This is a genomic window from Magnetospirillum sp. UT-4 (assembly GCF_902729435.1).
Lineage (GTDB): Bacteria > Pseudomonadota > Alphaproteobacteria > Rhodospirillales > Magnetospirillaceae > Magnetospirillum.
Map to the genome: position 1 here is coordinate 58,922 of NZ_CACVCG010000002.1, position 13,691 is coordinate 72,612.

Consider the following 13,691-nt stretch of genomic DNA (forward strand, 5'->3'; position numbering starts at 1 on the left):
CCCGAACCCCCGGCGCCCTGTTCGTGGTGACCCTGCTTGCCGCCCTTCGGGGGGGCATGCGACCATGGCATGGTGAACTCGCTTCGCCACAAGATCATCGTCGGCTTCGCCGCGGTCGCCGCCTTCGTCGTCGGCCTGTCCCTGCTTGCCGCCTATGAGCTGTGGCGGGTCGAGCGCGCCATGGCCGCCGAGGAGGCCATCGCCGCGGTGGTCGATGCGGTCGCCGATATGCGCCGGTTCGAGAAGAACTACCTGCTTTATCGCGACGGCGGCGACCTGCAGCAGAGCCGTTCCCTGGGCGAGACGGTGGCGGGCCTGCTGGTCGAGCACGCCGATACCCTGTCCGGCATCGACGGCAGCGGCCTGCCCGATCAGCTTCGCGCCCGCCTCGCCCTCTACGTTCAGGCGCTGGATGCCTGCGCGGCAGCTCCCGGCGCCGCCAACGAAGCGGCCCTGCGCGGCGAGGGCAAGGCCCTTACGGTGGCGACCGAACAGCTGGCGGCCAGCCGGCGGGCCGCCCTGCACCGCGCCACGGGCAGTAACCGCATGTGGGTGCTGGGCATCATCGTCGGCTGCCTGTCCATGCTGGTGGCGACGGGCTACCTGCTGCGCCACAACGTCACCCGCCCGCTGGCTGCGGTGCGCGAGCACCTGGATTCCGAGAAGCTGGCCTCGCTCCGGGTGATGCTCTCGGGGATCGCCCACGAGCTCAACAACCCGCTGTCCAACATCTCCAGTTCCGTCCAGATCCTGATCGAGGAGCAGCAGCCCGATCCGGAATTCGTGCGCGAGCATCTGGCCCAGATGGACGAGCAGACCGAACGCGCCCGGCGGATCGTCGCGTCGGTGCTCGACCTCGGACGCAGCCATGCCGCCCGCAAGCAGCCGGTGCCGCTGGGGCCGCTGGTCGAGGAGACGCTGGCGCTGGTGCGCGCCTCGCTTCCCGCGTCGGCGGCCATCGACGTTCACATTCCCGCCGAATTCACGGTGCCGGCGGACAACCGGCGCCTGCAGCAGGCCCTGATCAACCTGGTGCGCAACGCGGCCGAGGCCATCGGCCCCGGCGGACGCATCGCCATCCGTGCCCGCGAGGAGGGCGGCGAGGCCCTGATCGAGGTGAGCGACAACGGCTGCGGCATCAAGAACCGCGAACTCGCCCGCGTCTTCGAGCCGTTCTTTTCGACCAAGGAGGTGGGAAAGGGCACCGGACTGGGCCTGTTCATCGTCCACGACATCATTGCCAAGCACGGCGGCCGCATCACCGTCACCAGCACCCCCGGACAAGGAACGTCGTTCTTGATCCGGCTGCCCCTTGGCGACAACAGTATGGCGGTCCAACCGGCAGTTGGGGAGTGAGATGGAAAGCCAAGGACGCCTGCTGGTCGTCGATGACGAGAAGGTGGCGTTGAAGAACCTGGAGCACGTCCTGAAGAAGGCCGGCTACCAGGTCAGCGGCGCCTCCAGCGGCCAGGCGGCGCTGGCGCTGATCGGGCGCGAGAGCTTCGACGTGGTGCTGACCGACCTGCGCATGGAGAAGGTCGACGGCATGCAGGTGCTGAAGGCGGCGCGCGAGGCCAATGCCGAGACCGAGGTGGTGGTGGTGACCGGCTACGCTACCGTCGATTCGGCGGTCGAGGCCATGCGCGCCGGCGCCTTCAGCTACGTCGCCAAGCCCTACCGCCTGGACGAGGTGCGCCGCGTCGTCGCCGAGGCCCTGGACCGGGTGCGCCGCCGCCGCCAGCTCTCCTCGCTGGCCGAGGCCAAGGCCGGCGAGGAGGCTTTCATCACCGCCGTGCCGCTGGTCCGCCGCCTGCTGCAGACCGCTGCCCAGGTGGCGCCGCTGGACTGCCCGGTGCTGATCGTCGGCGAGGCGGGCAGCGGCCGGCGCGCCCTGGCCCGCTTCCTCCACCAGACCGGCGCCCATCCCGAGGCGTCGTTCCAGTTGGTGCGCTGCACCGCCCATGACGAGGCGGCGCTGGAGGCGCTGCTGTTCGGCCGCGAGCGGCAGCTCGAGGGCACGCGGCTGATCGAGGAGGTCGAGGCGCTGCCGCCGGCCCTGCAGGCCCGCCTCGCCCTGGCCCTGGACGGCGAGGAGGGAGGGGCGGCGGCGCGGGTGGTGGCGGTCACCAACGCCGACCTCGACGACTTCGCCAAGGCCGGGCGGTTCCGCCCCGATCTGCTGCTGCGCCTCAAGGTGGTGACCCTGACCCTGCCCAGCCTGGCCCAGCGGCGCGAGGACATCCCGGCCCTGGCCCTGCATTTCCTCGCCCGCGCCGCCGCCGAGACCGGCCGCCCCATCGCCGCCATCTCCGACGACGCGCTGGAACTGCTGGCCGGCTACGACTATCCCGGCAACGTCCGCGAGCTCGACACCATCGTGCGCGGTGCGGCGGCGGTGTGCGACGGCGCCACCATCGAGGCCCGCCACCTGCCCCCCAGCATCCGCTCGGCCTCGGCCCAGGCCCGCAGCAACCGGCTGCAGACGCTGGAGGAGCGGGAGCGGGAATACATCCTGTGGGTCCTGGAAGAGGTCGGCGGCAACCAGACCGTCGCCGCCCGCGTGCTCGGCATCGACCGCGCCTCGCTGTGGCGCAAGCTCAAGCGTTACGAGGCCGAGGCGGGAGGCTGAAGACCTAGGTTTTCAAGACACAGATGAACACGGATAAACGCAGATAAAAAATCTGTTCTAAATCATCTGTGTTTATCTGTGTCTCCACGCTTCTGCTTGATTTCAGTCATCCTCGGCGAAGCGGTCGAGGTCGAGGGGTTGCGGCCGGCGCGGGTCGGTGGGGGCGGCCAGCAGCGAGATCTCGGGGATGGTGCGCGGCCGGTAGGCGGTGACCTGCTTGTAGCTCAGGGTGAACGGCATCAGCCCCGCCGCCGCCTCGCCGGTGAACACGCCGCAGGCGCGCGAGTACTTGGTTCCGGTCGAGAACTCGATGCGGAAGGTGCCGTCCGGGATGCCGCCGACACCGATATGGTGGGTGGCGGGCACGTAGAACGACGCCACCGTCACCCCGGCCACGGTCTTCAGCTTGACCACCGCGTCGCGGCGGTTGTCATTGTGGATCAGCAGGCGGTGCTCGCCGGTGGCGCGGCGCACCAGCGCCTCGCCGCCCTGGGGCGGGCTGCCCAGATTGGCGGCGCACCATTCGTGCTTGTGCAGCGAGCCGGGGCCGGCATAGAGGGCGCGCCGCTGCACCCAGCCCACCACCCCGGCCGGCGAGCGCACCTCGGCCCATTCCGGGTCGCCCTGCAGGCCGATCACCTGCACGGTGGTGAAGCGGTCGAGCAGGGTCAGCACCGGCGCCCCCTCCAGCGGCGCCTGGCGCAGCTTGAGGTCGTCGACGGCGACATGGCGGATGTCGCCGATGCCGGCCGCCTCGACCACGATTCCGGCCGGCGCGGTGGCCACCGGCTGGTCCCACGGCTTGGTGGCGATCAGCCCGGCCAGCACCAGCACCGCCGCCAGCGCCGCCAGCGGCAGCGCCTGGGCGGCGAAGGCGCCGCCGGCCCAGAACGCCCAGCGGTCCCTCAGCCGCCGCCCGTCGATGCCGGTGATCCGCTGCAGCTCCTCGACCTGGCGCTGGTGCACGCTGCGATGGGCGAAGGCCTCGGCCTGGCGGGCCAGGCCGCGCGCCAGCTCGTACTCGTCCAGCGCCAGGAAGGCGCGGGCCTGGCGGATCAGCAGCCGGGCATTGACGTGGCGCGGCTTGACCCCGCCCAGCATGTTCAGCACCAGGGCCAGCGGCGTCAGCACCAGTCCGGGCGGCGACCACCAGCCCCAGGCCCAGCTGGCGGTGCTGGCCCGCACCGCGGCCAGGTCGGCGCAGTCCCGGCAGAAAATTCCCTCGGTGCGGCCGCGCCGGACCCAGACCAGGTAACTTTTGACCCAGTGGAAGATGACGTAGCGGGGCTGCGCCGTGACCTTGCCGCAGGTCGAGCAGGCATAGGGATGGGCCGGCCAGTCGTCGCCGTCGTCGATCAGCGGCGGCACCCCGGTGGAATCGTATTCGGCCCGGTAGACGCCGTCCTTCAGCACCCGGTAGGCCTCGACAAGCTCTTGAAATTCCTCACGCGCGGCGGCGCTGGGGTCGCGGTCGGGGTGGACCAGCTTGACCCGGCTGCGATAGGCCGCGCGGATGGCGTCGAGCCCCGCCCCGGGGGCGATGCCGAGGGTCGCGTAATAGCCTTTGGGGTCCTGCGCGGCGGTGGTCATCGGGCTTCAATCTTGGATGCTTCGCGCCTGGTTCAAGCAATCCCCGTGCCGTCTATGCCGGGTGGAGAATCCGCCCGTTCGGGGCGCCCGATAGGCAATTCTTGCCGACCCATTAACCATCCATAAATCTTGCGGGGAATAGGCTGGCACCGTGTGGGCGTACGCCCCGGTGACTGGCGGCTCGGATGGTATCGACGTGAACGCGTTCCTGCAGATGATGCGCGGCCTGGGGCCCATGCGCCTGGCGGCGATCGCCGGCGTCGGCGTCTCGATCCTGGGGTTCTTCATCTATCTGATGAGCCGGGTCGCCGCGCCCCAGATGGAGCTGCTCTACGGCGAGCTGGACCTGGCCGATTCAAAGGCCATCGTCGACAAGCTGTCGGCCGAGAAGGTCCCCTACGAGGTGCGCAAGGACGGCACCGAGGTGTGGGTGCCCAAGGACCGCAAGATGGATCTGCGGGTCAAGATGGCCGAGCAGGCGATGCCGTCGACGGGCCGCGTCGCCGGCTACGAGCTGTTCGACAAGCAGGACGCCCTGGCCACCACCAGCTTCCAGCAGAACATCAACTACGTGCGCGCCATGGAGGGCGAGCTGGCCCGCACCATCCGCGCCATCGACCGGGTGAAGAGCGCCCGCGTCCACCTGGTGCTGCCCAAGCGCGAGGCCTTCGCCCGCGAGGCCAACGAGCCCAGCGCCTCGGTGATCCTGAAGATGAAGGGCACCGGCCGGCTCGAGCGCGGCCAGGTGACCGCCATCCAGCACCTGATCGCCGCCGCCGTGCCCAAGATGAAGCCCAGCCGCATCTCGATCATCGACGACAAGGGCACGCTGCTGGCCAAGGGCTTCGACAACGATCAGGAGGTCGCCGCCCAGACCGCCGAGGAGCTGAAGCTCAACACCGAGGGCCGGCTGGCCCGCACCGTCGAGAGCATGCTCGAGCGCTCGCTCGGTCCGGGCCGCGTGCGCGCCGAGGTGTCGGTCGAGATGGACCTGTCGCGCGCCGTCACCACCGAGGAGACCTACGACCCCGAAAGCCGCGTGGTGCGCAGCCAGGTCACGGTCAACGAGGACGAGAGCAGCTCCGAGGGCGACCAGCCCAACGTCTCGGTCACCAACAACCTGCCCGATCCCGGCGCCGCCTCGTCCGGGGCCAAGTCGTCCTCGAAGGCGGCCAAGAGCCAGGAGACCGTCAACTACGAGATCTCCAAGAAGGTCAAGAACGTGGTGCGCGAGATCGGCGAGATCCGCCGCGTCACCGCCGCCGTCCTGGTGGACGGCGTCTACGACGTCGCCGCCGACGGCACCAAGACCTACCGCGACCGCACCCCCGAGGAGATCGCCAAGCTCGAGGACCTGGTGCGCAACGCCATCGGCTTCGACCGCGACCGCCAGGACCAGGTCAAGGTCATCTCCATGCAGTTCGCCGGCGGCGAGGAACAGTACGCCGCCGAGGAGCCGGGCGAGTTCATCTTCGGCATGCGCCGCGACTTCGTCGAGAAGATGGCCTCCAACCTCGGCCTGTCGGTGGTCGCCATCCTGTTCCTGCTGCTGGTGCTGCGCCCGCTCATCAGCCGGGCCATCGAGAGCATGCAGGGTCAGGTCGGCCCCGACGGGCGGCGCCTGCTGACCGCCGAGGGCGCCGGCGTGCCGCAGCTGACCGGCCCCGGCGCCCCGCCCACCCCGGCCCCCGCCTTGGGCGGCGAGGAAGAGGTGATCGCCGACGAGCTGATCGACATCGACAAGGTGGAAGGCCGCGTCAAGGCCTCGTCCATCAGGAAGATCGGCGAGATCGTCGACAAGCACCCCGAGGAAGCGCTGGCGATCATCCGCAGCTGGCTGTACCAGGAAGCCTGAGTTCAGTAGGAGGAGCGTGCCATGGCCCGCATGAAGGAGGACTACCGCTCGCTCACCGGCCCGCAGAAGGCGGCGATGATGATGCTGAGCCTGGGCGAGGAGCATTCCTCCAAGCTGTTCTCGATGATGGCCGACGAGGAGATCAAGGAACTCTCCCAGATCATGGCCAATTTGGGCACGGTGTCGTCCAACCTGGTCGAGCGCCTGTTCGTGGAATTCGCCGACCAGCTGTCCTCCACCGGCTCGCTGGTGGGCTCCATGGAGAGCACCGAACGGCTGCTGCTGAAGTCGCTGCCCAAGGACCGCGTCTCCACCATCATGGAGGAAATCCGCGGTCCCGCCGGCCGCACCATGTGGGACAAGCTGGGCAACGTCAACGAGGCGGTGCTGGCCAACTACCTGAAGAACGAATACCCCCAGACCGTCGCCGTGGTGCTGGCCAAGATCAAGGCCGACCACGCCGCCCGCGTGCTCGCCATCCTGCCCGAGAACTTCGCCATGGAAGTCATCATGCGCATGCTGCGCATGGAGGCGGTGCAGAAGGAAGTGCTGGACGGCGTCGAAAAGACCCTGCGCACCGAATTCATGACCAACCTGGCCCGCACCCAGCGCCGCGATGCCCACGAGATGATGGCCGACATCTTCAACAACCTGGACCGCAACGCCGAGAACCGCTTCATGAGCGCCCTGGAAGAGCGCAACCGCGAATCGGCCGAGAAGATCAAGGCGCTGATGTTCACCTTCGAGGATCTGGTGCGCCTGGATGCCAGCGGCGTCCAGACCCTGCTGCGCCAGGTGGAGAAGGACAAGCTGGCGATGGCCCTCAAGGGCGCCTCGGACGCCATCAAGGACATGTTCTTCAAGAACATGTCCGAGCGCGCCGGCAAGATGCTGAAGGAGGACATGGAGGCCCAGGGTCCGGTGCGCCTGCGCGACGTCGACCAGGCCCAGGCGCTCATCGTGGTCATGGCCAAGGAGCTGGCCGCCTCGGGCCAGATCGTCATTTCCGAGGGCCGCGAGGAAGACGAGCTGGTGTACTAACCGATGGCATACAGGAAATACATGTTCGACCTCGACTTCGGCCAGCCGCCGCCGCAGCAGCGGCCGCAGCACGAAATGGAAGCGGAGCTGGACGCGCTGGCGGCCGAGCCCGAGGAGGAGCTGCCGCCGCCGCCCACCTTCACCGAGGAGGAGCTCAACTTCGCCCGCGAGGCCGCCTTCGAGGAGGGCCGCCAGCACGGCCTGGCCGAGGCCACCGAGGCGACCCAGCGGATCGTCGCCAACGCCATGGCCGCCCTGGCCGGGCAGTTCGAGATCGTCTTCCGCCAGCAGGAGGACGCCAACGACCTCAACGCCCGCAACGCGGTGCGGGTGGCCATGGCGGTGCTGAAGAAGATGCTGCCGGCGGCGTGCGAGAAGCACGCCTTCGACGAGGTGGCCAAGGTGGTGCAGGAGGTGGTCGCCCACATCCTGGACGAACCGCGCATCATCGTCCGCGTCGCCGAGCCGCTGGTCGAGCCGGTGCGGGCGCGACTGGAGGAGGCGGCGGAGGGCCAGGGATTCGAGGGCCGCGTGGTGGTGCAGGCGGACATGCGCCTGGCCCCCGGCGACGCCCGGGTGGAATGGACCGACGGCGGCGCCGAACGCGACCAGGCCCGCCTGCTGGCCGATATCGAGGCCTGCGTCGAGCGCGCCCTGGCGCAGCCCGAGGCGGGCATCGACGCCGAATGCGTGCATGATGAATTCGCCGGGACGTAAGGGTCCGGGCGCGAGGAGGACAGTGGGATGGCCGATTTCGACCTGAACGACTTCAAGACCGAGGGCGACGAGCCGCAGCCTTCCGGCGACATGGACGGCCCGCGCTCGGCGCGCGATCTCGAGGCGGTCTACGACATCCCGGTGCAGGTGTCGGCGGTGCTGGGCAAGGCCCACATGCAGGTCAACCAGCTGCTCAAGCTGGGCCGCGGCGCGGTGGTCGAGCTGGACCGCAAGGTCGGCGAGGCCATCGACATCTACGTCAACAACCGCCTGGTCGCCCGCGGCGAGGTGGTGGTGGTCGAGGATCGCCTGGGCGTGACCATGACCGAAATCATCAAGACGGACCGAGGCTGACGGGCCGCGGCCGACGGACGGGGGATTGACGCATGCGTCTATTGATCATCGGCGCCATGGACGGGCAGATCGGCGCCGCCAGCCAGATCGCCATGGCCCGCGGCGCCAAGGTCGCCATCGCCGACGACGTCGAGCAGGGGCTGGAGGCGCTGCGCGCGCAGGGCGCGGACCTGGTGATGATCGACGTCCGCCGCGACGTCCGCAAGCTGATCGAATGCCTGGAAGCCGAACGCATCAACATTCCGGTCATCGCCTGCGGCATCGCCTCGGACGCCTCGGCGGCGGTGCGGGCGATCAAGGCCGGCGCCAAGGAGTACATCCCGCTTCCTCCCGACGCCGAGCTGATCGCCGCGGTGCTGGCCGCCGTCACCGCCGACAGCCACGCCATCGTGTTCAAGGACCCGCGCATGGCCCAGACCATGAAGCTGGCCGAGCAGGTGGCGGGCAGCCACGCCTCGATCCTGATCACCGGCGAATCGGGCACCGGCAAGGAGCTGATGGCCCGCTTCATCCACAACAAGTCGCCGCGCGCCAAGGGCCGCTTCGTCGCCGTCAACTGCGCCGCCATCCCCGAGAACCTGCTGGAATCCGAGCTGTTCGGCCACGAGAAGGGCGCCTTCACCGGCGCCGTGGCGCGCCGCATCGGCAAGTTCGAGGAAGCCGGCGGCGGCACCTTGCTGCTGGACGAGATCTCGGAAATGGACGTGCGCCTGCAGGCCAAGCTGCTGCGCGCCATCCAGGAGCGGGAGATCGACCGGGTCGGCGGCAGCCAGCCGGTCAAGGTGGACGTGCGCATCGTCGCCACCTCCAACCGCAACCTCGAGGATTACGTCCGCCAGGGCGGCTTCCGCGAGGACCTCTATTACCGCCTCAACGTGGTCAATCTCGCCCTGCCGTCCCTGCGCGAGCGCCCGCTCGACATTCCGGTGCTGGCCGAGCACTTCACCAAGAAATATGCCGAGGTCAACGGCCTGCCGGCCCGGCCGCTGTCGGCCGAGGCGCGCCAGATGCTGGTGCGGCACGGCTGGCGCGGCAACGTGCGCGAGCTCGAGAACGCCATGCACCGCGCCGTGCTGCTGGCCTCGGGCGCCGAGATCGGGCCCGAGGCGATCCTGCTGACCGGCGCGCCGCTGGGCGGGGGGGGCCATGGCCAGGACCCGGTGGTGGCCCAGGTGGCCAGCACCGCCGCCTCGGTGGTGGCGGGGGCCGGCACTTCGGGTCTGGTCGGCAAGACGGTGGCCGAGGTCGAACGCGACCTCATCATCGACACCCTGTCCCATTGCCTGGGCAATCGCACCCACGCGGCCAACATCCTGGGCATCTCGATCCGCACGCTGAGGAACAAGCTGAAGCTTTATGCCGACGAGGGCGTGCCGGTGCCGCCGCCTTCCGGGGCAGAGGAAAGGGCGGTGTCGTGACCAACGCGGCGGGCGGCTAGGGGACGATCATGGCCGAGGGAGCAGCGCAAGGCGGCGCCGGTCAGGCGCGCGAAGCGTGGGGGCGGTTCAATTCCGCGCTCAGGCGCGGCGACGTCATGCTGGCGCTGGGCGTCATCGTCATCATGGCGGTGCTCATCCTGCCGCTGCCGCCGTGGGCGCTGGACATCGGCCTGGCGCTGTCGCTGACCGTCTCGGTGATGGTGCTGATGGTCTCGATCTTCATCGAGAAGCCGCTGCAGTTCAGCTCGTTCCCCACCGTTCTGCTGCTCACCACGCTGATCCGCCTGGCCCTCAACCTGGCCTCCACCCGCCTGATCCTGGCCCACGGCCACGAGGGCGAGGAGGGCGCCGGCCAGGTCATCGCCGCCTTCGCCAGCTTCATCATGAGCGGCAATTTCGTCATCGGCATCATCGTCTTCGCCATCCTGGTGATCGTCAATTTCGTGGTCATCACCAAGGGCTCGACCCGCATCGCCGAGGTCGCCGCCCGCTTCACCCTGGACGCCATGCCGGGCAAGCAGATGGCCATCGACGCCGACCTCTCGGCCGGCATGATCGACGAGCCCACCGCCAAGGCGCGGCGCAAGGAACTGGAAATGGAAAGCCAGTTCTTCGGCGCCATGGACGGCGCCTCGAAATTCGTCCGCGGCGACGCCGTCGCCGGCCTGCTGATCACCGCCATCAACGTCATCGCCGGCATGATCATCGGCATGGCGCAGAACGGCATGTCGTTTTCACAGGCCGCCGACATCTACACCAAGCTGACGGTGGGCGACGGCCTGGTCACCCAGATTCCGGCGCTGCTGGTCTCGGTCGCCGCCGGCATGCTGGTGACCAAGGCCGGCGTGCAGGAATCCGTCGACCGCGCCCTGGCCACCCAGCTGGGCGGCTATCCGCGCGCCATCGGCACCGCCGCCGGCCTGATCGGGCTGATGGCGGTGGTGCCCAACATGCCGTTCCTGCCCTTCGCCATGCTGGGAATCGGCATGGGGGTGTCGGCCTATTTCCTCGACAAATCCCAGCGCGCCAAGGCCGAGCGCGAGGCGGTCGAGGCCGAGGAACGGTCGCGCCAGGCCGCGCCGGTGGCCGAGGAACCCATCGCCACGGCGCTCAGGATCGACATGGTGCGGCTGGAACTGGGCTACGGCCTGCTGCAGCTGATCAACAACCCCAAGGGCGTCAAGCTCACCGACCAGATCAAGTCCCTGCGCCGCGCCATGGCGTCGGAAATGGGCTTCGTCATGCCAAGCGTGCGCATCCAGGACAACATGCAGCTGCCGGCCAACACCTATGTGGTCTACATCAAGGAAGTGGAATCGGGCCGCGGCGACCTGCGCCCCAACCACCTGCTGGTGATGGACCCCCGCGGCGAGGACATCACCCTGCCCGGCGAGAAGACCAAGGAGCCCACCTTCGGCCTGCCGGCCATGTGGGTCGATGCCACCAACCGCGAGGAGGCCCTGTTCCGCGGCTACACCGTGGTCGATCCGCCGACCGTGATCACCACCCACATCACCGAGGTGATCCGCGACAACATGTCCGAGCTGCTGTCCCACGCCGAGACCCAGAAGCTGCTGGACGAGCTGGACAAGGAGCACCAGAAGCTGGTCGCCGAGCTGATCCCCAGCCAGATCACCATCGGCGGGCTGCAGCGGGTGCTGCAGAACCTGCTGGGCGAGCGCATCTCGGTGCGCGACCTCTCGACCATCCTGGAGGGCGTGTCGGAAGCCTGCGGCCATACCCGCAACGTCGCCATGATCACCGAGCACGTGCGCGCCCGCCTGGCCCGCCAGATCTCGGACAACAACACCGGCCCCGCCGGCTTCATCCCGCTGGTCACCCTGTCGCCGGAATGGGAGGCAGCCTTCGCCGAATCGCTGGTCGGCCAGGGCGACGAGAAGCAGCTGTCGATGCCGCCGTCGCAGTTGCAGGAGTTCATCAACCGCACCCGCCAGACCTTCGAGCGCTTCGCCATGCAGGGCGAGACCCCGGTGCTGCTGACCAGCCCGATGATCCGCCCCTACGTGCGCTCCATCATCGAACGCTTCCGCCCCGTCACCGTGGTGATGAGCCAGGCGGAAATCCATCCCAAGGCCAAGATCAAGACGCTGGGGCAGATATGACGACGTCGACCTTTGCCCCCGCCTCGTCCTTCGAGACGGCCTCTTCGAGGCCTCCTCAGGATGAGGCTGCGTTAAAGGCCCTCATCCTGAGGAGCGAAGCGTCTCGAAGGACGAGGGCCGTCGCGATGGGGGCTGCCCAATGCGCCTGAAATCCTTCACCGCGCCGACCATGGCCGAGGCCATGGAGATGGTCCGCCTGGAACTGGGCGACGAGGCGATCATCGTCTCGACCCAGCGCGCCGCCGGGTCCAAGGGGGTGCGCATCACCGCCGCCCTCGAGCCCGCCGATGCCGACCTGGCGGTGGCCGAGATGCTGGAGGCGGAGGTGCCCTCGTCCGCCGCCGAGGCGGTCAAGGGCGCCCTCGAAACCCACGGCCTGCCGCCCCGTCTGGTCGAGCGGCTGACCAACGCCGCCCGCACCGCCGGGATTCCCGACCCGACGCTGGCCTGCGCCGCGGCGCTGGAGGCCGGCTTCTCCTTCGCCCATCTGCCCGAGCATTCGGCGCCGCGCCCGTTCATGCTGGTGGGGCCGCCGGGCTCGGGCAAATCCATCGCGGTGGCCAAGCTGGCGGCGCGCTCGGTGCTGAAGCAGCGCCAGGTCGGCATCATCACCTGCGACAACATCCGCGCCGGCGCGGTCGAGCAGCTGGCCGCCTTCACCCGCATCCTGCAGATCGAGCTGGTGCGCGCCCGCGGCCCCGACGCGCTGCGCAAGGCGGTGGATTCGGCGGCGGGCATGTTCGACCTGGTGCTGATCGACTCGCCCGGGCTCAATCCGTTCAAGCAGACCGACATGGACTACCTGCAGGCGCTGACCGAGGCCGCCGACGTCGAGCCGGTGATGGTGATGGCGGCCGGCGGCGACGTCGCCGAGGCGGGCGAGATGGGCGAGGCCTTCGCCGCCGTCGGTGCCGCCCGGCTGTTCACCAGCCGCCTCGACACCACCCGCCGCCTGGGCGCCATGCTGGCCTGCGCCGAGGCCGGCCAGCTCGCCATGTGCGACGTCTCCTCCAGCCCGCACGTGGCCGACGGGCTGTCGCCCATCTCCGCCATCTCGCTGGCCCGCCTGATCGTGCCCCAGGCGGCCGCCCCCGAACACCGCGACGAAACCTTCTGGACCGACGAGGCAACCGTATCATGACGACGGCATCCGAAGCCCCCTCCCTGGCCCCCCGTCCGGCCCAGCGGCTCCGCGGCAAGAACCTGATCGCCGTGGCCTCGGGCAAGGGCGGCGTCGGCAAGACCTGGTTCGCCATCACCCTGTCCCACGCCCTGGCCCGCGCTGGGCGCAAGGTGCTGCTGTTCGACGGCGATCTCGGCCTCGCCAACGTCGATATCCAGCTGGGCCTGATGCCCAAGACCGACCTCGGCAGCGTGGTGGCCGGGCGGCTGACGCTGAACCAGGCCACCGTCAACTTCCCCGAGGCCGGCTTCGACATCCTGGCCGGCCGCTCCGGCTCGGGCACGCTGGCCAACATCCCGCTGTCGCGCCTGCAGATGCTGGGCGACGACCTGGTGGTGCTGTCGGGCGGATACGACAAGGTGGTGGTCGACCTCGGCGCCGGCGTCGAGAAGACCACCCGCAACTTCGCCCAGCAGGCCGGCACCATCATGGTGGTCACCACCGACGAGCCGACCTCGCTGACCGACGCCTATGCCTTCATCAAGGTCACCCACATGGAGCGGCCGGGCAGCGACATGCGCATCGTCGTCAACATGGCCAATTCCACCCGCGAGGGCGAGCGCATCTACAACACCCTGCTCAAGGCCTGCGAGGGCTTCCTCAAGATCAGCCCGCCCCTGGCCGGGGTGATCCGGCGCGACCTCAAGGTGCGCGAGGCCATCCGCAACCAGACCCCGATCCTCATCCGCTCGCCCAATTCCGAGGCCGCCGCCGATGTCGAGGCCATCGTCGAGCGCCTGCTGAACCCGGCGCGCTGACG

Annotated in this window: 11 protein-coding genes; 10 read left to right on the forward strand and 1 reads right to left on the reverse strand. The window is 69.2% G+C overall.

All coding sequences use genetic code 11. The annotated features are described in order from the left end of the window. Positions 1 to 69: 69 nt before the first annotated feature. Both MTBUT4_RS00260 and MTBUT4_RS19370 read left to right on the forward strand, forming a co-directional pair. Positions 70 to 1,356: a sensor histidine kinase gene (locus MTBUT4_RS00260; RefSeq protein WP_173977657.1), complete on the forward strand. Its 1,287-nt coding sequence runs from the start codon at positions 70 to 72 to the stop codon at positions 1,354 to 1,356. Between the two features lies 1 nt (position 1,357). Beyond that, positions 1,358 to 2,629, forward strand: a complete 1,272-nt coding sequence (locus tag MTBUT4_RS19370; protein WP_173977658.1) for a sigma-54 dependent transcriptional regulator — start codon at positions 1,358 to 1,360, stop codon at positions 2,627 to 2,629. A 102-nt stretch (positions 2,630 to 2,731) separates the two neighbouring features. Here MTBUT4_RS19370 and MTBUT4_RS00270 read toward each other — a convergent pair whose 3' ends face one another. Continuing rightward, positions 2,732 to 4,219: a DnaJ domain-containing protein gene (locus tag MTBUT4_RS00270; RefSeq protein ID WP_173977659.1), complete on the reverse strand. Its 1,488-nt coding sequence runs from the start codon at positions 4,217 to 4,219 to the stop codon at positions 2,732 to 2,734. 196 nt (positions 4,220 to 4,415) lie between these two features. Between MTBUT4_RS00270 and fliF the strand changes: the two genes are divergently transcribed. The 8 genes from fliF (at position 4,416) to MTBUT4_RS00310 (ending at position 13,689) form a co-directional block, all read left to right on the forward strand. After that, positions 4,416 to 6,074, forward strand: coding sequence for a flagellar basal-body MS-ring/collar protein FliF (fliF, locus tag MTBUT4_RS00275; protein ID WP_173977660.1), 1,659 nt, complete (start codon positions 4,416 to 4,418; stop codon positions 6,072 to 6,074). Positions 6,075 to 6,095: 21 nt separating this feature from the next. Beyond that, entirely contained in the window at positions 6,096 to 7,115 is a 1,020-nt protein-coding gene (gene fliG, locus MTBUT4_RS00280; RefSeq protein WP_173977661.1) for a flagellar motor switch protein FliG, read from the forward strand. A 3-nt stretch (positions 7,116 to 7,118) separates the two neighbouring features. After that, positions 7,119 to 7,832, forward strand: coding sequence for a FliH/SctL family protein (locus tag MTBUT4_RS00285; RefSeq protein ID WP_173977662.1), 714 nt, complete (start codon positions 7,119 to 7,121; stop codon positions 7,830 to 7,832). A gap of 27 nt (positions 7,833 to 7,859) precedes the next feature. After that, on the forward strand, positions 7,860 to 8,186 hold the full coding sequence (gene fliN, locus MTBUT4_RS00290) for a flagellar motor switch protein FliN (protein ID WP_173977663.1): 327 nt from the start codon (positions 7,860 to 7,862) through the stop codon (positions 8,184 to 8,186). Positions 8,187 to 8,218: 32 nt separating this feature from the next. Then, positions 8,219 to 9,604, forward strand: coding sequence for a sigma-54 dependent transcriptional regulator (locus MTBUT4_RS00295; protein ID WP_173977664.1), 1,386 nt, complete (start codon positions 8,219 to 8,221; stop codon positions 9,602 to 9,604). 29 nt (positions 9,605 to 9,633) lie between these two features. Continuing rightward, the gene (gene flhA, locus MTBUT4_RS00300) at positions 9,634 to 11,748 is read left to right on the forward strand and encodes a flagellar biosynthesis protein FlhA (RefSeq protein ID WP_173977665.1); all 2,115 of its coding nucleotides are present in this window, start codon (positions 9,634 to 9,636) and stop codon (positions 11,746 to 11,748) included. A 139-nt stretch (positions 11,749 to 11,887) separates the two neighbouring features. Beyond that, positions 11,888 to 12,889: a GTP-binding protein gene (locus MTBUT4_RS00305; RefSeq protein ID WP_173977666.1), complete on the forward strand. Its 1,002-nt coding sequence runs from the start codon at positions 11,888 to 11,890 to the stop codon at positions 12,887 to 12,889. Then, the gene (locus MTBUT4_RS00310; RefSeq protein WP_173977667.1) at positions 12,886 to 13,689 is read left to right on the forward strand and encodes a MinD/ParA family protein; all 804 of its coding nucleotides are present in this window, start codon (positions 12,886 to 12,888) and stop codon (positions 13,687 to 13,689) included. The genes MTBUT4_RS00305 and MTBUT4_RS00310 overlap by 4 nt, the downstream gene beginning before the upstream one ends. Positions 13,690 to 13,691 lie beyond the last annotated feature (2 nt).